The sequence below is a fragment of the Rubellimicrobium roseum genome, from assembly GCF_006152145.1.
Taxonomy (GTDB): domain Bacteria; phylum Pseudomonadota; class Alphaproteobacteria; order Rhodobacterales; family Rhodobacteraceae; genus Rubellimicrobium; species Rubellimicrobium roseum.
Map to the genome: position 1 here is coordinate 1 of NZ_VDFV01000003.1, position 18,259 is coordinate 18,259.

The following is an 18,259-nucleotide window of genomic DNA, read 5'->3' on the forward strand; positions in this document are numbered from 1 at the left end:
CCCCCTCAGACCGGGAGCTTGAATCACACCGTCACAGCGGGAGCGAGCAGATCAATGGGTCCTGAACCTAATGCACTATCTCTGCAATGTGATCATTGATCGCGGCACAAATACGCAGTTGTGGGCAGACCTTGTGCGTCGGCCGAGAAGGCCCAGTACTTCGTGAGTGGTCTCAGGTGGAACAAGAAGTTCGCAACGCCCACGCACAACTCTTCGGCTCTTCTTCGTAGCGAACATTTCCTGAAGAACGATGACGGCCATGCCGTCGAAGCTCCCTTGATCTTGCGGGTGCTCAAGCGTGAGAATTTGGACGACGACATCGTCGTCGTGTCGCGCTGGTCTGGAGGCACGCCATTAAGTGCAAAGCGTTTTCCCCACGTTCACGCTGGAGCGAGGGTCCACCTCGACACGCGTTGACAATGGGGTCGCCGTTCTCTCAGGAGAAAAAAGGCCAAGGCTGCCTCATGGCCAGAGAGGCCAAGGATCAGCCTGATACAGGTTTGGAATCCGCAGGGGATAACCGGAACGGAGGCCATACGGGCGCATAGAGCCGGCGGCAGTCGTCTACCGAGCCCGAGACTATGGTTATAAGGCTGGTCATGACCTAGGCTCAGGGTCTGTAACGGTTCTGGCCTTTCAGCGGCTTAGCTGATTCAGGCGGCCCGACCTTGGAGGGGGGCATGACGGGACAGTTCTGGTTGACGAACGAGCAGGTGGAGCGGCTACGGCCGCACTTCCCGAAGCCCCGGGTCGATGACCGGCGAGGGCTGAGCGGGATTCTGTTCGTCCTGCGCAATGGGCTCAGATGGCAGGATGCGCCGGCTGTCTACGGACCGCACAGCCAAGGGTGCCCTGGTGCTTCTGGCCGAGATGCCACTGGCCAAGAGGCTGCTGGGCGACAAAGGCTATGACGCCGACTGGCTGCGCGACGAACTGGAAGCCCGAAACGTCCGGGTCTGCATCCCCGCTTGCAGTGGACGAAACCACCCCGCCAGCCATAACCGGCGGCTCGACAAGAAGCGATGCCGGATCGAGAACGCCTTCGCCCGCCTCAAAGATTGGCGCGGGATCGCCATGCGCCACACCCGCCGTGGCGACCCGTTCCTGTCCACCATCGCGTTGGCCGCAGCCGTCATCCTCTGGCTTCAGTAACGAGGCTCGACCCTTACCGGCCGTCGTGCCGCCGAGGCCTGCGGCATCGGCCCGAGAGATTGATTTAAGGGCCGGCGCGTCTGACCGCCGACACATTCAGGGTCATCGGTGCAAGGACCCAGGCGCTTTGCGCCGGCCAGATGGGCCACTTCGTGCCTTCATGATGGCGCCGGTGACCCACAGGTGGGCGAAAATGGTTCGATGCAGCGCGACGTGAGACTGGTGGATGTTCGCCCTTGACGGCATAGATGCCGCAGACCGCAGCCGCGCCACGGCCGGCGCAGGACAGATAGTAGCTGATTCAAGTCATCTCATCATGCTCTTAGCCGATATCACGCTGCTTAGCCTGTCGGGCTTCTTTGCGGGCATGGTCAACGCCATCGCGGGCGGCGGCACGTTCCTGACCTTCGGTGCGTTGACGTTGGTCGGCCTGCCTCCGATCTCCGCCAATGCGACGTCCTCCATCACGCAGTTTCCAGGCTATGTCACATCGACGCTCGCCTACTGGCACGACCTCAGGCGGATATGGCGGAGCGCGATGCTGCTCGGCGTCATGTCCGCGATCGGTTCAGCGGGTGGTGCGCTGATCCTGCTCGCGCTATCCAACCCTTCCTTCCGGTCCATGGTGCCCTGGCTTCTGCTCGCTGCGACCGCACTCTTCGCGGCCGGACCTTGGCTCAAGCCAAAGGGCACCGTCAGGACGGGCAAGGAGGAGAGCGCGTCACCGTTCGCCCTTGTCCTTCAACTCCTAACCTCGATCTATGGCGGCTTCTTCGGCGCGGGCATGGGCGTAATGATGCTGGCGACGCTGGGTCTGACCCAGAGCGGCGATTACCATCGTCTGAACGCCCTGAAGAACCTGTTCGCGGCCATCATCGCGGCCGTCGCGATCGTCGTGTTCGTCGGCGGTGGGGTTGTGGCCTGGCCTGAAGCGCTCGTGATGATCCCGGCCGTGGCGTTTGGCGGCTATGCGGGCGTTTGGACGGCTCGGCGCGTTCCGCAGGTTGCTGTGCGGGTGGTGGTCGTCGCGATCGGGCTGCTGCTAGCGGTCTACTACTTCGCCCAAGGCTAGGTCGCTAGTAGTTTCCGACGCCTGGACAGAATCCAGTTGGATTGCGGCCAGTTCCTGAGGCAGCAGGCCAAGCAGGGAACTTTGGCGTGTGACAGACCTAAGCACCGCGCAGCGTCGTCGGTGCGTCTGGGGGAACTGCCTTGTCGCAGCCCGGCTCCGGCCTGCGAACCAAGTCGTTTCGGCAGGCGGATGACGAACGCAGGCCTGATAAATCGCTAGGTTCAGGAACCATTGATCTGCTCGCTCCCGCTGTGCCGGTGTGATTCAAGCTCCCGGTCTGAGGGAGTGGTGATGAGCAACCTGTACTGGCTGACGGACGATCAGATGGAGCGCCTGCGGCCCTTCTTTCCCAAGAGCCATGGGCGGCCACGCGTGGATGACCGACGTGTGTTGAGCGGCATCATCTTCGTCAATCGCAATGGGTTGCGCTGGCGGGATACTCCTGCGGAGTACGGCTCACGAAGACGCTTTATAGCCGCTGGAAGCGCTGGAGCGGCATGGGCGTGTTCGCTCGGATGATGGAAGGCCTGGCGGCGGAAGCCGACGTTCCCAAGACGATCATGATCGACGCGACCTTTCTCAAGGCACGCCGCACGGCCTCGAGCCTGCGGGTCAAAAAGGGGGCGCGGTCGGCTCATCGGGCGCGCAAAGGGTGGGCTGAACACCAAACTGCACGCCATCACCGATGCCGAAGGGCGGCCGATCCGGTTTTTCCTGATCGCCGGCCAGGTGAGCGACTACACAGGCGCGCTCGCCCTTCTGAGCAGCTTGCCCAAGGCCGACTGGCTGCTGGCGGACAAGGGCTATGACGTGGACTGGTTCCGAGAAGCCCTACAGGACAAAGGCATCAAGCCCTGCATCCCGGGCCGGAGCTCTCGCGATAAGCCGGTCAAGCACGACAAACGACGCTACAAGCGCCGGCACAGGATCGAGAACATGTTTGGCCGGCTGAAAGACTGGCGCCGTGTCGCCATGCGTTATGACCGCTGCCCCAAGGTGTTCCTTTCAGCCATCGCGCTCGCCGCAACCGTCATGTTCTGGCTGTGAGTCCTGAGCGTAGAGGCATTCGACGGTGGCGCAGTCGATGCGCGTGTCGAGAAGCGCGGGCCGGAGCATCATGTGACTTGGTCGTGATACACGTTGAGAGGCCAGTCTCGCAGGCGGCCGGATTCCGCCGATGAATTCACCTCAGTATATCTGTATGAAATGAATGAAAAAATCTTTCTGGACGCGTCAGAAGCGTCGCCTATTTTATCACGTAAGTTGAAGTTAGCTGAACCAAAACACGCGATGCGAGTGAACGGGTGGTAGCGAAGCTGCGCCGTCCCGTGGGCCCGATGTCGCCATACAGGGAGTGCCAAAGATGCCGTCGTCAATTCAAGCCAGCGCCCAATGGTGGGTGAATGATCAGACGCCAGGCAATCCTTACGGCAAGAGCGAGGATTACGAGGCCTTTCTCGACTACTTGGGGGAACTGGATCGCAGCCTGACGCCCGAAACTGCCGCGGAACCGCTGAGGATCAACCTTCACGAACTCAATGATCATCCCGACTACAAGGCCGCTGCCGTCGGCGCCCTGCAGGCTTGGTCCTCGGTCACGCCGCTGAACTTTGAGATCGTCGACGATGCGCCCTTCGACAGCGAAACGGACTGGATGGAGGTCGTAAGCCCCGAATTAGGCGAGCCCGATGATGGAAGCGCCTATTCGAGCGACCGCTACGTCAGCATCGGCCAGCGGTTCCACGACACCGAGCCGGACATCACGGACATCGGCGGCTACGTGTTCGACTCTTTCGTCCACGAATTCGGGCACGAGTTCGGCTTGAACCATCCCGGCCTCTACAACTACAGCGGTCCTGGTGGCGTCCAGATCAACTATCTGAACAACGCGACTTGGATCTATGACCGCCAGCAGTATTCGGTCATGTCCTACTTTGATGGGATCGATGTCGGCGAAACCAGCCGCTGGTCCGCCTCGACGCCGCTCATCGCCGATATCGAGGCGATCATCCGCCGCTTCTTCTCGACCGTCGATGAGGGCGGGGTGCGGACCTACCAGACGATCAACTTGAACACGGGCGACGACGTCTACGGCTTCAATGCCACGGTCTATGGCCACGAGTTGGAGGCGTCAGGCCCGCAGCGCGACATCGGCTTCGTCATTCATGACACCGGCGGAACCGACACGATCGACTTCTCCGGCTCCACAGCCGGCACGATCCTCGACCTGCGCGCCGGCCGGTTCTCCAGCGTCAACGGCCACACCAACAACGTGGCAATATTTGCAGGGCACAACGCCGACCAAGCCGGGTACCACATCGAGGTCGGCATCGGCAGCCGCCATGACGACATCCTGATCGGCAACAGGGGCCGCAACGTCCTGGACGGCCGTGCGGGTGACGATCGGATGGCCGGTAACGGCGGCGACGATACCTACTTCGTCGACTCCCTGGACGACATCGTGCGCGAGAGGGCGAACAGCGGAACGGACACTGTCATCGTCGTGGCCGAGGGACTGGACGTTGGCCAGATCGCGAATGTCGAAACGATCATCTATGCCGGCGGATCACCCGTGCCGCCTGTGGATGAACGCGACGACGGCCCACCCAGCGCTGGAGGGCCGCTGAAGGATATCCTCATCGGCGACGAAGGGAGCAACACGCTCGACGGTGGCGCGGGGGGCAGCACGATCTTCGGCCTGGACGGCGACGATCGCATCATCGGCGGCCGCGACACCCTGGCCAGCCGCGACATCAACAACACGATCGACGTGGAGGACCTTGAGGACCAGACCGAGAGCGACGACGGCAATGACGCGCTCTATGGCGGGCGTGGGAACGATACCCTGCTCGGCGGAGCCGGTGACGACACTCTGGACGGCGGACGTGGTGACGACATTCTGAAAGGCCAGGATGGCATCGACGTCTTCCGAGGCGGCGCGGGCGCCGACACGGTCGATTACAGCGAGGAAAGCCCGTTCCAGCTGCTCGTCAATCTTCAGACGAATGTCGCCAGCGGTGGCACCGGCTCGGGCGACACCTTCTTCAGCATCGAGAACCTCATCGGGTCCGACGACCGCATCGACCGCTTCGTCGGCACGTCTGCAGCCAATCATTTCCAGGGCCGGGGGGGCGGTGACTACTTCAACGGCCGCCGTGGCGATGACCTGCTGGATGGCGGTAACGACGGCGACATCCTGTATGGCGAAGGCGGCAACGACACGATCATCGGCGGTGCCGGCCAAGACTATATGGATGGCGGCAGCGGTTCCGACACGGTCGTGTATGCGGGCAGCTCCGGCGGCGTCACGATCGATCTGGCCGAGGGGACGGCCCGTGGAGGCGACGCCGATGGCCCGGCCCAGATCGTGGGACGCGGCACGGTCATCCGGCACGACATCCTTGCCGGCTTCGAGAACGCCGTCGGGTCCTTCTCGGATGACCACATCATCGGCAGCGCCCGGGCCAATGAATTGTACGGTGGATCGGGCAGCGATACGCTGGCAGGGGGAGGCGGTGCCGACAGGCTGAACGGCGGTGCCGGCCGCGACACGGCGGACTACGCCGACGCGGCCCGAGGTGTCAGGCTCGACATGGCTCGGGGCCAAGTCGGCGACGACACTTTTGTCTCGATCGAGAACCTGGCCGGCTCCGGCTTCGACGACCGGCTGCGAGGCAACGATGCCGCCAATGTCCTGACTGGCCAAGGCGGCTCCGACTCGCTCGTGGGCGAAAGCGGCGACGACACCCTGCTGGGCGATTTCGCCTATGAAGGCGACGCCCCGCCTCGTCCCGGGATGGGCACCGGCTACACCACGCTGGGGCCGGATGCGACGAACAACTCGATCGCGACCGCATGGGACATTTCGGACAACTTCTCCCTGACCGAAGATCCCGACATCTTCGACTCGACGAGCGTGCTTCACACGACCGTCAACGCCACCGGAAACGGCCAAGGCGGATTCTACCGGATCGATCTGGCGGCTGGAACGGTCATCACGATCGACATCGACGGGATCGCCGACCCCAATGTCCACGACAGCTGGGTCAGGCTTCTCAACAGCGAAGGCGAGATCGTCGCCCAGAACGACGACGGCGGCGGCGATCCGGGTTCGGCGACCAACCGGGATTCCAGCACGGTCTTCGTGGTGCAGGAAACCGGAACCTACACCATCGTGGAAGGAAGCTGGTCCGAGACGGCGCCGGGCGACGGCTGGTCGGAATCCGTGCCGGAAGGTTCGACCTACGAGCTGAACGTCTCGGTCGAGTTCCCGCCTCCGCCCGCCAATCCCGGCGCGGCAGGGGCCGATCGGCTCCTCGGTGGTCGCGGGAGCGACTTGCTGGATGGCGGGCTGGCAGCCGACGTGCTGCTCGGCGGCCGGGGGGAGGACTCGTTCCGCTTCTCGACCACGCTGGGACGAGGCAACGTCGATCGGATCGGAGACTTCGATGTCGCCGACGACATGATCCTTCTCGACAGGCGGATCTTCGAGGGTCTGGGCGACGACGACGGTGCCCTCGCCTTCGGCGTGTTCCGCAGGAGTTCGGCGGGTGTCGCTCAGGATGCGACCGATCGCATCATCTACGACACCGACAGCGGAACCTTGTCGTATGATGCCGACGGGTCCGGGCAGACTGACGCGGTCCGGTTCGCACGGCTAAGTGCGGGTCTGGGTCTTTCGGCCGATGACTTCTACATCGTCTAGGCCGAGCCGGGGAGGGAGCGGTTCATTCTCCCTCCCTTGGCGGACCTTGCCTTTCCCTGGCATCGGGGCCGCGGTCCAACGGCAGCAAGTGGAGGTCCGATGAGTCGTTTGGTTGATCGCCGCACCGTGCTGCTCGCCCTTGGGGCCGCAGCTACCGCCGCGCATGCCGGCGCTGTCTCCGCACAGCCGGCCGAGATCAACGGCACCATCAAGTTCCAGGGTGGCGCGCCCATCCCGAAGGGAGAAGTCGAGATATCCCTCGAAGGCGTGGCCATCGAGGATGGCACGCGGCATCGAGCAGCGGACATCCGCGTCAGCAGCGACGGCGTATCGAGGGCGATGAACTTCTCCTTTTCGCCGTCGGCCAGTTCGACCCCCCTCTCTGGAACCCGGATCGTTGCGCGTCTGGAACGCGCGGATGGCTGGCTGCTGGCAAGGGGCAGCGCACGACTCGAGGCCGACTCGTCCATCTCCATCACACTCTCCACCGCGATGTACTGAGGGGAGTCTGTCCGGTTCCGGCGAAGGCGGATTTCGATACACCTTCGTCGAACCGGGCCGGCCCGCCGCAGGGTCGCTGACGACCCTGAGCCGCAGCGGATGCCAAGAGGCACGTCGGCTACTTTTTGGTCGCTCCGCTCCCGTCCGGCGTAGGCGCGCTCCGCGATGGGAGATGCCGGGCAAGATTGGCAGGAATATGACGTTATGTTCTCCGGTCTTGACGGCTGTTTCAGCGCCCTGCCTGCCAAGGGGCGATTGCTATCTTCCTGAGCAGCGCCTTCAATGGCGCCAGTTCGTCATCCGGCTCGAAGGAATCTCGACATGACAGGATACTCGAAGTTGCTGATGTCCGCGGCGGTCTGCCTTGCGGGGGCAGGGGCAGAGGCCAAGACGCTGGTCTACTGCTCCGAAGGATCGCCCGAAGGCTTCGACCCGGCGCCCTACACGGCCGGCACCACCTTCGACGCTTCCTCGCGCCCGATCTACAACCGCCTCGTGGAGTTCGAGAAAGGCACGACCAACGTGGTCCCCGGCTTGGCCGAGAGTTGGGAGGTCAGCGAGGACGGGCTGCAGTACACCTTCCGCCTGCGTCCGGGCGTGACCTTCCACACCACCGACTGGTTTACCCCTACGCGCGAAATGACCGCCGACGACGTGATCTTCTCGTTCGAGCGGCAGCGCGACGCGGCGAACCCCTGGAACCAGTACACCGCCGGGATCAGCTACGAGTACTTCAACTCGATGGACATGGGCTCGCTCATCGAGAGCATCGAGAAGGTGGACGACCTGACGGTCCGGTTCAACCTGACCCGTCCCGAGGCTCCGTTCTTGGCGAACCTGGCCATGGACTTCGCCTCGATCATGTCCAAGGAATATGCCGACCAGCTCGAGGCCGAGGGCCGGATGTCGGACCTGAACCAGCAACCGGTCGGCACCGGGCCGTTCCAGCTCGTGGCCTACCAGCAGGACGCGGTCATCCGCTACAGCTCCAACCCGACCTACTGGAATGGCCAGCAGCCGATCGACGACCTCGTCTTCGCGATCACCACCGACCCGGCGGTGCGGCTGCAGAAGCTGCAGGCGGGCGAGTGCCACATCATGCCCTATCCGGCGCCGGCTGATATCGAGGCGATCCGCGCCGACGAGAGCCTGACCCTGATGGAGCAGCCGGGCCTCAACGTTGCCTACCTCGCCTACAACACCCAGGTGCCGCCCTTCGACAACCCGCAGGTCCGCCGCGCGCTCAACATGGCGATGAACAAGCAGGCGATCATCGACGCGGTGTTCCAGGGCACAGGCGAGACGGCCAAGAACCCGATCCCGCCCACGATGTGGAGCTACAGCGAGGAAACCCAGGACGACGCCTACGATCCCGAGGCGGCGCGCCAGATGCTCGAGGAGGCCGGCGTCACCGACCTGTCGATGAAGGTCTGGGCGATGCCCGTTCAGCGGCCCTACATGCCGAACGCCCGCCGCACGGCCGAGCTGATCCAGGAGGACTTTGCGGCGATCGGCGTCGACGTGGAGATCGTGTCCTACGAATGGGGCGAGTATCTTGAGCGCTCCTCGGCGGAGGACCGCGACGGCGCGGTGATCCTGGGCTGGACCGGCGACAACGGCGACCCGGACAACTTCCTGGGCGTGCTGCTGTCCTGCGCCGGCGTGGGCGAAGCCAACCGGGCGCAATGGTGCAACGAGGAGTTCTCGGACCTCATCAACCAAGCCAAGGCGACCGCTGACCAGGAGGAGCGCGCGGAACTCTACCGGCAGGCGCAGGCGATCTTCAAGGAAGAGGCGCCCTGGGCCACCATCGCGCACTCGACGGTCTTCATGCCGATGTCGAACAGGGTGCAGGGCTACATCATGAGCCCGCTTGGCTCGCACCACTTCGAAGGCGTGGACATCGCCGAGTAAGGCCCAGTCCTTGAACACGGGCGCGGCGGACCACCGCCGCGCCCTATGGATTTAAGATCATGATACGTTTCATCCTCGGTAAGCTGCTTTATCTCGTGCCGACCTTCATCGGCGTCACGATCGTCGCCTTCGGCTTCGTGCGCGTTCTCCCCGGCGATCCGGTGCTGCTGATGGCCGGCGAGCGGGGGATCACGCCCGAGCGTTATCAGCAGCTCATGCAGCAATTGGGTTACGACCAGCCGGTGTGGCGGCAGTACCTGGAGTTCCTGGGCCGGCTCTTTCAGGGCGACCTCGGTGAGTCCTTGGTGACCAAGAGCCCGGTCCTGAGCGAGTTCCTGACCCTGTTCCCCGCCACCGTGGAACTGGCGCTCTGCGCGATCCTGCTCGCCACCCTGATCGGCATTCCCGCCGGGGTGCTGGCAGCGGTCAAGCGCGGATCGTGGTTCGACCAGGTCAGCATGGGCACCGCGCTCATCGGGTATTCGATGCCGATCTTCTGGTGGGGGCTCCTCCTCATCATCCTGTTCTCGGGCGTCCTGGGCTGGACCCCGGTCTCGGGACGAATCTCACTCCTGTTCTTCTTCCCCGAGGTGACAGGCTTCATGCTGATCGACAGCCTTCTGTCCGGGCAGGACGGTGCCTTCGGCTCGGCGGTGGCGCACCTGATCCTGCCGACGATCGTGCTGGCGACCATCCCCCTCGCCGTGATCGCGCGGCAGACGCGGTCCGCCATGCTCGAGGTGCTGGGCGAGGATTACGTCCGCACCGCCCGCGCCAAGGGCTTGCCCTGGCGCCGGGTGGTCGGCATCCACGCGCTGCGGAACGCGATGATCCCGGTGGTCACCACCATCGGCCTGCAGATCGGCGTGCTCATGGCCGGCGCGATCCTGACCGAGACGATCTTCTCCTGGCCGGGCATCGGTAAGTGGATGGTGGACTCCATCTTCCGGCGCGACTACCCGGCCGTGCAGGGCGGGCTCCTGATGGTGGCGGCCATCGTGATGGCTGTGAACCTGATCGTGGACCTGCTCTATGGACTCATCAACCCGCGCATCCGCCATGTCTGACCTTCCGAAGGAGAAGCGGGCATGACCGCGACACCCGACCTCGCCAACAAGCCGCCTGCCGGCACCCGCCGCCAGATGCTGGCCGAGTTCTGGTTCTACTTCAGCCAGAACCGCGGCGCGGTCATCGGGCTCTGGGTCACGGTCGCGCTGATCCTCGTGGCCCTGGCGGCCCCCTTGCTCGCGCCTCATGCTCCTTCGATGCAGTACCGCGACGCGTTCCTCGTCCCGCCCTTCTGGCAGGAGGGGGGTAGCACGCGCTTCCTGCTGGGCACCGACGCCATCGGGCGCGACATCCTTTCGCGGCTGATCTACGGCTCGCGTTATTCGCTGTTCATCGGGTCTGTCGTGGTCTCCATCGCGCTGGTAGGGGGCATCGTGATCGGCCTCATCGCCGGGTTCTTCGGCGGCTGGGTCGATGCCGTGATCATGCGCGTCATGGACGTGATCCTGGCCTTCCCCTCGCTGCTGCTGGCGCTCGTGCTGGTCGCGGTCCTGGGGCCGGGCCTCACGAACGCGATGATCGCCATCGCCTTGGTGCTCCAGCCGCACTTCGCCCGACTGACCCGCGCGGCGGTCATGGCCGAGAAGAACCGCGAATACGTCGTCGCCTCGCAGGTGGCCGGGGCGGGGCGACTGCGGCTGATGTTCCGCACGATCCTGCCCAACTGTCTCGCGCCTCTCATCGTGCAGGGCACGCTGTCCTTCTCCAACGCCATCCTCGACGCGGCGGCGCTGGGCTTCCTCGGGATGGGCGCGCAGCCGCCAACCCCCGAATGGGGCACGATGCTCGCCGAGGCGCGCGAGTTCATCCTGCGCGCGTGGTGGGTGGTGACCTTCCCGGGCCTCGCCATCCTGATTACGGTGCTGGCGATCAACCTCATGGGCGACGGGCTGCGCGACGCCCTCGACCCCAAGCTGAAGCGGAGCTGAGGCATGGCCCCCGTTCTCGAGATCCGAAACCTGTCCGTGAGCTTCGACACGTCCACTGGACCGTTCCACGCCGTGCGCGGCATCGACCTGTCCGTGGACAGGGGCGAGGTTCTGGCCATCGTCGGCGAAAGCGGCTCGGGCAAGTCAGTCGCCATGCTGGCGGTGATGGGCCTTTTGCCCGACACGGCCACGGTGACGGCCGACGTCATGCGCTTCGGTCCCCATGACCTGTTGACGATCGGAGAGGACGAGCGCCGGGCGATCATCGGGCGCGAAGTCACGATGATCTTCCAGGAGCCAATGGCCAGCCTGAATCCCTGCTACACCGTCGGCTTCCAGATCGAGGAGGTCCTCCGGCTCCATCTCGGGATGACGGGCCGGGCGGCGCGGTCCCGGGCGGTCGAGCTGCTGACCGCCGTGGGATTGCCTGATCCGGCGGACAAACTTCGCAGCTACCCGCATCAGTTGTCGGGCGGGCAGTGCCAACGGGTGATGATCGCGATGGCGATCGCCTGCAACCCGACCCTCCTGATCGCGGACGAACCGACGACCGCGCTCGACGTGACGATCCAGAAGCAGATCCTCGACCTGCTGCTGACCTTGCAGGAGAAGCACGGCATGGCCCTCATCCTGATCACGCACGACATGGGCGTGGTCGCTGAAACGGCGGATCGCGTCGTCGTGCAGTATCAGGGCCGCAAGATGGAGGAAGCACCGGTGCTGAACCTCTTTGAGGCGCCGCAGAGCCCCTACACCAAGGCGCTGCTGTCGGCCCTGCCCGAGAACGCCACGGGTCGCCGGCTGTCCACGGTCAAGGACTACATGGACCAACTGGCGGGAGGCGCGGCATGAGCGGGCGCGACGAGCGGCCCGGCGAAGGGCCGGGGACGACCGATCCGCGCGGCGTCGGGCCGGGCGTCGAGCGCCAACTGGGTGTCGGGCCCGCAGGTGCCGAGCCCGCGACGGTGCGGGCGGACGAGGCCGGCCGGCGCCCGACCGGGGGCGATCCGGTCCGGCATCCGTCCCCGTTGCTGGACGATCCGGTCCTCGAAGGGCGGGCCATCACCCGCGACTACCATGTGGGCGGCGGGCTCTTCCGCGGAGCGAAGGTGGTGCAGGCCGTCCGCGGCGTGGACTTCGCCGTGCCGCGCGGCAAGACGCTGGCCATCGTGGGCGAAAGCGGCTGCGGGAAATCGACACTGGCGCGCATCATCACCCTGATCGACCCGCCGACCTCCGGCACCCTCCTCATCGAGGGCAAGCCGGTCGAGATCACGGGACGACGCCCCTCCCGCGAGCTGCGCTCCCGGGTGCAGATCGTGTTCCAGAACCCGCACGGGTCGCTCAACCCCCGCCAGAAGGTCGGCCACGTGCTGATGGAGCCACTGGAGCTCAACACTGATCTCCCCGCGGCCGAGCGGCGGGACCGCGCGCGCGCCATGCTGGAGAAGGTCGGCCTCCTGCCCGAGCATTTCGATCGCTACCCCCACATGTTCTCGGGCGGGCAGCGGCAGCGGATCGCGATCGCGCGCGCGCTCATGGTCAATCCGTCGATCCTGGTGCTCGACGAGCCGGTCTCGGCCCTCGACCTCTCGGTGCAGGCGCAGGTGCTCAACCTCCTTGCCGATCTCCAGAAGGAGTTCGGGCTGACCTACGTCTTCATCAGCCACGACCTGTCGGTGGTACGGCACATCGCTGACGAGGTGATGGTCATGCTGCGCGGCGAGGTGGTGGAGCGCGGCTCGCGCGAGGCGGTCTTCGCCGACCCGCGACACGATTATACGCGCACTCTCTTTGCGGCCACGCCTGTCACCTCCCTTCAGTCGATCCGCGCACGGGTGGAGCGTAAGGCCAGTCGCCGGGCGGCCTCGGAGGGACGCTTCCACGCGTCCTGAAATCCGCCGTCCTGATGCGGCTCAGGAAGAGGCACGCTGCTGCCGGGGTACAAGAGAAGTTTTGCCCGTCCAGGACTCGAGTCGCGTCCGCTACGCCGGAGGTTTGGAACCGCCGTGAGCCGTCCGCGAAGCGCCGGGCCCAGAATATGCACCCGGCTGTCCTGCACCTGAGGCTTGGGCGCGAACTGTGCGCCCAAGCCCTCATCGCCCGAACCGCGATCTTGCCCGCCTTAGGCGATGACGGTGTTGTCTGTTCGGCGGATCGCCACGATGGCCGAGCGGGGCAGTCCGGTGCCGTCGGGCCAGGAGCCGCCCGGGTGCTGGATGCCCGCGAACACCGTGCGCCGGTCCGCGGAAAAGGCCATGCCGGTCACTTCGGCGCCGTTCGGCCCCGTGAGGAAGCGCGCGATCTCGCCCGTCGCCGGGTCGCCCACCAGCATCTGGTTGTTGCCCTGGCCGGCGAAGTCGCCCTCGTTGCTGTCGTCCCCGTCCGTCTGGATCCACAGAAGGCCCTTGGAGTCGAACATCATGCCGTCGGGCGAGTTGAACATGTTGCCTTCGGTCACGTTGGGCGAGCCGCGATAGGCGCCCTCGGCGTGGACCGTCGGGTTCCCGGCCATGACGTAGAGGTCCCAGGTGAAGGCCGGGTCGGCGTGGTCCTCGTTCGCCGGGTACCAGCGCACGATCTGGCCGAACTCGTTCTCGGCGCGGGGGTTGGGGCCGCCCTGGACCGGGACCATGGCGTCGCCGCCGGCGTTGGTCGCCTCCGGCGCCCGGCGCGAGTTGTTGGTCAGCGCGCAGTAGGCCTGGACGGCATGCGGATGGATGGCCACCCATTCCGGCCGGTCCATGGTGGTGGCGCCCACAGCCGAGGCCGCCTGGCGGGTGTGGATGTGGATCATGGCCTGGTCCATGCCCGTCGCCTCGGGCGTCAGGGCGATCCACTGCCCGGTCCCGTTCTCGAAGAACCTGGCCACGTGGAGCAGGCCCTCGTCGAGCAGCGCGTCGGTGCTCTGGCCCGGGACGTAGCGGCCGTTCGACACGTACTTGTAGAGGAACTCGCCGCGCTCGTCGTCGCCCAGGTAGACGACCACGCGCCCGTCGGGCGCAAGCGTGACGGCGGCGTTCTCGTGCTTGAAGCGGCCGAGCGCGGTGCGCTTGACCGGCGTGGCGGCGGGGTCGAGCGGGTCGATCTCGACCACGTAGCCGAAACGGTTGGGCTCGTTCGGGTTTTGCGAGAAGTCGAAGCGGGGATCGAACCTTTCGTAGGCGTAGCCCGACTCGATGGCGATGCCGTAACGGTCGAAGCCCTGGGGCAGCTCGATCTCGGGATCGGTCGAGCCGAAGTAGCCGTTGAAGTTCTCCTCGCAGGTCAGGTAGGTGCCCCAGGGCGTCCGGCCGGCGCCGCAGTTGTTCATTGTGCCCAGCACCTCCCGCGCGGTCGGATCGGCGGCGGTCTGGAGCAGCGCATGGCCCGCGGCCGGGCCCGAGATCCGCATGGGGGTGGTGTGGTCGATGCGGCGGTTGAACTCGCTGTCGAGCGCGATGGACCATTCGCCGGCGTCGGACTGGAGAAGCTCGACGATCGTGACGCCCTGCGCGGCCTGGGCCTTCTGCACCTCCTCCAGGGAGGCCGGCACCACCTCGTAGTCCATCGCGGCGGCCTTCTCCTCCTCGGTCGTGGCCGCGGCCGCGCGGGCCTCGGCCTCGGCCGCCATGCGGGCCGCCGTCTCGGGCAGCAGGACGTCGAGGTTGGTGTATTCGTTGTTCACCGCCAGGATGTTGCGGTTGTTCAGGACGAACATCTCCATGCCGTCGGTGTTGTCGCCCACGGCCCGGCGCTGGCCTTCGACGGTGACCCCGGTCGCGGGATCGAACGCGGGCGCGTCCGAAAAGAGCGGGTCGCCCCAGCGCACGAGCACCTGCGCGGTGTAGCCTTCGGGAACATGCACCTCGAAGTCGGTCGCGGTCGGGATCGGCGTGAAGCCGAAGCGCGAGGACGCCGCGCCCTGCGCCAAGGCCGAGCCGGTGTTCAGCAGGCCCATCGCCGCCGCCCCCGAGCCCACGGCCAGCACGCCGCCCAGAAAGCCCCGGCGCGAGATCGCCGCCTCGACCACGCGGTCGAAGTCCACCGTCTCCGCCGCAGGGCGGTTGCGCTCGTCGAGCGCGTCCCAGTTCATCGGCTTGCGGTTGAAAATGTGCATGACTGAACCCCTTGGCGTGTCGTTGGTCGGCTGATGCCGGTCGGCCGTGAGAGCCGGATAGAGCGACAGCGTGACAGCCCGATGACACGTCGGTCGCCTTACGCAGCGCAAAAAATGGATCGCGCCAGCCTTGGAATCAATGACGAAGAGTGAGGGGAGTCCCGCGCTTCGTCCGCGGCGCAGATTTTTTTAAAGGCACGGCGGACGGGTCGGACGGCCAGCCGTATCGGGAAGGGTGGGGCCATGATCGGGACCATTGCGCCCAGAAAACGGTGCCCGACTTGTCAGTAATGTGCACTTTATGGTGTTCGGGACGCCTTTAAGGCCTAATGCCTGACCGCGAACCGGCCCTCAGTCAGACTACGGCGCATTGTCGTTCTCTGCCCGAACGTTACCGCGCCAGCAGTTCGGGCACATGAAGGCGGATCATCTCGGTGTCGTCGGCCTGGTCCGGGCTTCGGCCCGAGGAGAAGGGCAGGTTGTTGTCATTGGCGACAAGGATGTGGTCCGGACCGTCCATGACCACGCTTTCGATGGTCTGGAACGGGAACAGGAAGCGATCACCGATCCGTCCCGGCCCGATGCCTTGCGGGTCGGACAGGCCAAGAAGGTCGATCTGATCCAAGCGAGCGATGCGGCCGGAGGCATCCCTCTGCCCCAAGTCGATCATCGTGACCCGCTTGACCTGCGCGGGCTCGGGAAAGCAACTTCCCGCGTCGGCGGGCGGGGTGACTTCGGCACAGGCCCGGGCTGCATCGCCTTGGTGGTTGTCGCGCTCTATCACCAAAGCATGTCTGGCGTCCACGAAGCTGATATCACCGATGGACGTGGCCCCCTCGGTCAGGGCAAGACGTCGGACCTCGCCCGTCCAGGCACGCTGAACCGGATCGAACTGCAAGAGGAGGACGTCATCCTCGGTTGCGCCGTGCGACGTTCGCAGTGGCTGTTCGAGCACTGCCCAAAGTTGGCCATCGGGGGCAAGCCCCAGGCCCTCGAAGCCCGCCGAATTGGCCACCTGCCAAGTTGCGGGACCGGGCGCCGTGCCCGGAGCCACGGAGGGGTGGTCGGGCGAGCGCAGCATCCGGCCCTCATAGATGGTTGAATAGATCCCCGTAATGCGGCCATCGAGCGTTGCCGAGAGAAGGAACGGCCCGAATTCGTCGCCGATCCAGACCTGATCGCCGATGACCTGAATGGATTCCGGATCGAAATCCCCCCCGGTCAGATACCGGGCTTGGGTGCCCTCCTGCACGATGCGGAAGGGCACGAGTTGGTCCGGGTCGCGCAACCAGATCCGATTGGCCACCCTGATGGTCCCAAGTCCGAACTCCGGCACGAGGTGTACGAAGGACAGGAGCGCATCGGGCGAGTTGCGCTTGGAGCCGAAGCCGTTGTCGATCACGGCCCAGATGCCGCCGGTGGCCGGGCGCTCCTGCGCAAAGCCGGAGATCCCCTGCACCGGCTGGCCCAGGAACGGCGTGGGCAGGCCCGTACGCTGGGGCACGCTGTAGGGCTCGTCGACGCGCGAGAGCGGGTCGAGGAAACGACCGCTCAGGAAGTTCTCGCGCGGAGCGTCCGGGGGCGGGGCCGAGAAGGTGGCCGCTGGCAACCTGGAATGACCTGCCAGGGTGGCGTCGACCCTCTGCTGTGATGCCGCAGGGCTGCCCAGGGCGACGGCCAAGATCAGGACGGACGGAATGGCCATGCGCATCGCGTTCTCCAGAAGGTCCAGATGCCGTCAAGGTGGCTGCGCAACTTGAACCGGATGTGACAGCGACTGGGCAGGCCGCCGGTGGATCAAGTGTTCCGCGCAGCCGTAGGTCAGAGTCACCGTGCTGAGAATAACCGAATGTTCTTGCGGCGTCCGCGCTCGTGGCCTGACAAGGCCCAAGCGGGAGAGGTCCCGGAACGGAGCGGTTGACCACCCCTGGCATCGGTGGACCTGTGGTCAGCCGCGGGGCACGGTCGCCAGTGCCTTATCGGGCCTTCCGGCCTAAGACGCAGTCCGCTCGGGCCCCTACCTAAACGGAACCGAAGCCGTGGGCGCGTGCGCACCGTTTCCCCAGGAGCAGGAAACTTCATCCAAGATATGAAAAGGAAGGTCGCCCCACAGCAGGAGCGCCCTCTAGGAGTTGGGCAACAAGGAAAAGGGCCGCCGAGTTGATTTTATTAAGGGTTCGTTCTCGACCTTCGGCGGCTCTCCTAGGGTTTTCAGGCCGCGCGGGATCGACGTCCGACGCCCACTCCCGTTGCCATGGCGAGTGCGGCAAGGAGGAGGACCCCAGAACCGGGAAGGGGGATCGGGGCTGGGACGTCTTGCCCGACCCCAAGGGCGGCGAGGTCGTAGGTCGTGCCGTCCACAAGCCCGCCCAGCGGGTCCTCCCCGACCGGGTCGAGGAAGAACAACTCGAAGGTCAATGCCGTCCCGAAGATACTGGCCGCCGGGCCGTCGAGGTCGTCGAAGGTCAAAGCGAGGAGGTCCTCGCCTCGACCGATAGAGAAGGCAAGACCACCCAGGACCAGGCCGTTGCCGTCGGACAGGTCGAGCGTGGCCCGTGCCGTGTCGTAGGGGGACGCGAGGTCGAAGCTCAGGGCGAAGATGGCCCTGAGATTGCCCAGCGGCCCGGCGCCCTCCGCGATGGCATCGCCCTCGAAGAGGAGATCGCCGGCGCCGCCCTGGGCGACGAAGACGGCCTGGGCCGAAGGGATGTCGATCACGGGGACAGCCGCGGCCGGCAGGCCGGCGAGCCCGGCCCCGACAAGGGTCGCGGCCGCGAGAAGCGCTTTCATCCGGGTCATCCTTTGCAAGGGCAGGGAAG

Annotated in this window: 13 protein-coding genes and 2 pseudogenes; 12 read left to right on the forward strand and 3 right to left on the reverse strand. The window is 65.5% G+C overall.

What is annotated here, in order from left to right; translation table 11 throughout:
• The first annotated feature begins 162 nt into the window (after window positions 1-162).
• The 12 genes and pseudogenes from FHG71_RS04065 (at window position 163) to FHG71_RS04115 (ending at window position 13,236) form a co-directional block, all read left to right on the forward strand.
• Window positions 163-417, forward strand: coding sequence for a YigZ family protein (locus FHG71_RS04065; RefSeq protein WP_246045334.1), 255 nt, complete (start codon window positions 163-165; stop codon window positions 415-417).
• Between the two features lie 263 nt (window positions 418-680).
• Window positions 681-1,152, forward strand: a pseudogene (locus FHG71_RS04070) (transposase).
• A gap of 226 nt (window positions 1,153-1,378) precedes the next feature.
• Complete coding sequence (locus FHG71_RS04075) at window positions 1,379-2,224, forward strand: sulfite exporter TauE/SafE family protein (RefSeq protein WP_218014031.1); 846 nt, start codon at window positions 1,379-1,381, stop codon at window positions 2,222-2,224.
• Window positions 2,225-2,515: 291 nt separating this feature from the next.
• Window positions 2,516-2,743 carry a transposase gene (locus tag FHG71_RS24700; protein WP_425467321.1) on the forward strand — a complete coding sequence of 76 codons (228 nt, stop codon included), beginning with the start codon at window positions 2,516-2,518 and terminating at the stop codon, window positions 2,741-2,743.
• 96 nt (window positions 2,744-2,839) lie between these two features.
• Window positions 2,840-3,271: pseudogene (locus tag FHG71_RS24705) on the forward strand (IS5 family transposase); the annotation flags it as partial.
• 316 nt (window positions 3,272-3,587) lie between these two features.
• The gene (locus tag FHG71_RS04085) at window positions 3,588-6,929 is read left to right on the forward strand and encodes a M10 family metallopeptidase C-terminal domain-containing protein (protein WP_139080355.1); all 3,342 of its coding nucleotides are present in this window, start codon (window positions 3,588-3,590) and stop codon (window positions 6,927-6,929) included.
• Window positions 6,930-7,028: 99 nt separating this feature from the next.
• Window positions 7,029-7,430, forward strand: coding sequence for a hypothetical protein (locus tag FHG71_RS04090; RefSeq protein ID WP_139080356.1), 402 nt, complete (start codon window positions 7,029-7,031; stop codon window positions 7,428-7,430).
• 321 nt (window positions 7,431-7,751) lie between these two features.
• Window positions 7,752-9,344: an ABC transporter substrate-binding protein gene (locus FHG71_RS04095; protein WP_218014032.1), complete on the forward strand. Its 1,593-nt coding sequence runs from the start codon at window positions 7,752-7,754 to the stop codon at window positions 9,342-9,344.
• A 59-nt stretch (window positions 9,345-9,403) separates the two neighbouring features.
• Entirely contained in the window at window positions 9,404-10,411 is a 1,008-nt protein-coding gene (locus FHG71_RS04100; protein WP_139080358.1) for an ABC transporter permease subunit, read from the forward strand.
• A gap of 21 nt (window positions 10,412-10,432) precedes the next feature.
• Window positions 10,433-11,341 (forward strand): ABC transporter permease subunit, encoded by a 909-nt coding sequence (locus FHG71_RS04105; protein ID WP_139080359.1) that lies wholly within the window; start codon window positions 10,433-10,435, stop codon window positions 11,339-11,341.
• A gap of 3 nt (window positions 11,342-11,344) precedes the next feature.
• Window positions 11,345-12,193, forward strand: a complete 849-nt coding sequence (locus FHG71_RS04110) for an ABC transporter ATP-binding protein (protein WP_139080360.1) — start codon at window positions 11,345-11,347, stop codon at window positions 12,191-12,193.
• Entirely contained in the window at window positions 12,190-13,236 is a 1,047-nt protein-coding gene (locus FHG71_RS04115; protein ID WP_139080361.1) for a dipeptide ABC transporter ATP-binding protein, read from the forward strand. Before FHG71_RS04110 ends, FHG71_RS04115 begins: the two co-directional genes overlap by 4 nt.
• A 230-nt stretch (window positions 13,237-13,466) precedes the next feature.
• Here the strand turns inward: FHG71_RS04115 and FHG71_RS04120 are convergent, their stop codons facing one another.
• The 3 genes from FHG71_RS04120 to FHG71_RS04130 all read right to left on the reverse strand — a co-directional run bounded on the left by FHG71_RS04120 (window position 13,467) and on the right by FHG71_RS04130 (window position 18,230).
• Window positions 13,467-15,440, reverse strand: coding sequence for a PhoX family protein (locus FHG71_RS04120; RefSeq protein ID WP_139080362.1), 1,974 nt, complete (start codon window positions 15,438-15,440; stop codon window positions 13,467-13,469).
• Window positions 15,441-15,831: 391 nt separating this feature from the next.
• Complete coding sequence (locus FHG71_RS04125) at window positions 15,832-17,145, reverse strand: esterase-like activity of phytase family protein (RefSeq protein ID WP_246045335.1); 1,314 nt, start codon at window positions 17,143-17,145, stop codon at window positions 15,832-15,834.
• A gap of 506 nt (window positions 17,146-17,651) precedes the next feature.
• Window positions 17,652-18,230, reverse strand: coding sequence for a hypothetical protein (locus FHG71_RS04130; protein ID WP_139080364.1), 579 nt, complete (start codon window positions 18,228-18,230; stop codon window positions 17,652-17,654).
• Window positions 18,231-18,259 lie beyond the last annotated feature (29 nt).

Bases quoted from the DNA above. Each gene is read 5' to 3' on its own strand.
- FHG71_RS04075 (WP_218014031.1), top strand. From the start codon at position 1,379: ATGTTCGCCCTTGACGGCATAGATGCCGCAGACCGCAGCCGCGCCACG.
- FHG71_RS24700 (WP_425467321.1), top strand. From the start codon at position 2,516: ATGAGCAACCTGTACTGGCTGACGGACGATCAGATGGAGCGCCTGCGG.
- FHG71_RS04085 (WP_139080355.1), top strand. From the start codon at position 3,588: ATGCCGTCGTCAATTCAAGCCAGCGCCCAATGGTGGGTGAATGATCAG.
- FHG71_RS04090 (WP_139080356.1), top strand. From the start codon at position 7,029: ATGAGTCGTTTGGTTGATCGCCGCACCGTGCTGCTCGCCCTTGGGGCC.
- FHG71_RS04095 (WP_218014032.1), top strand. From the start codon at position 7,752: ATGACAGGATACTCGAAGTTGCTGATGTCCGCGGCGGTCTGCCTTGCG.
- FHG71_RS04100 (WP_139080358.1), top strand. From the start codon at position 9,404: ATGATACGTTTCATCCTCGGTAAGCTGCTTTATCTCGTGCCGACCTTC.
- FHG71_RS04105 (WP_139080359.1), top strand. From the start codon at position 10,433: ATGACCGCGACACCCGACCTCGCCAACAAGCCGCCTGCCGGCACCCGC.
- FHG71_RS04110 (WP_139080360.1), top strand. From the start codon at position 11,345: ATGGCCCCCGTTCTCGAGATCCGAAACCTGTCCGTGAGCTTCGACACG.
- FHG71_RS04115 (WP_139080361.1), top strand. From the start codon at position 12,190: ATGAGCGGGCGCGACGAGCGGCCCGGCGAAGGGCCGGGGACGACCGAT.
- FHG71_RS04120 (WP_139080362.1), bottom strand. From the start codon at position 15,440: ATGCACATTTTCAACCGCAAGCCGATGAACTGGGACGCGCTCGACGAG.
- FHG71_RS04125 (WP_246045335.1), bottom strand. From the start codon at position 17,145: ATGGCCATTCCGTCCGTCCTGATCTTGGCCGTCGCCCTGGGCAGCCCT.
- FHG71_RS04130 (WP_139080364.1), bottom strand. From the start codon at position 18,230: ATGAAAGCGCTTCTCGCGGCCGCGACCCTTGTCGGGGCCGGGCTCGCC.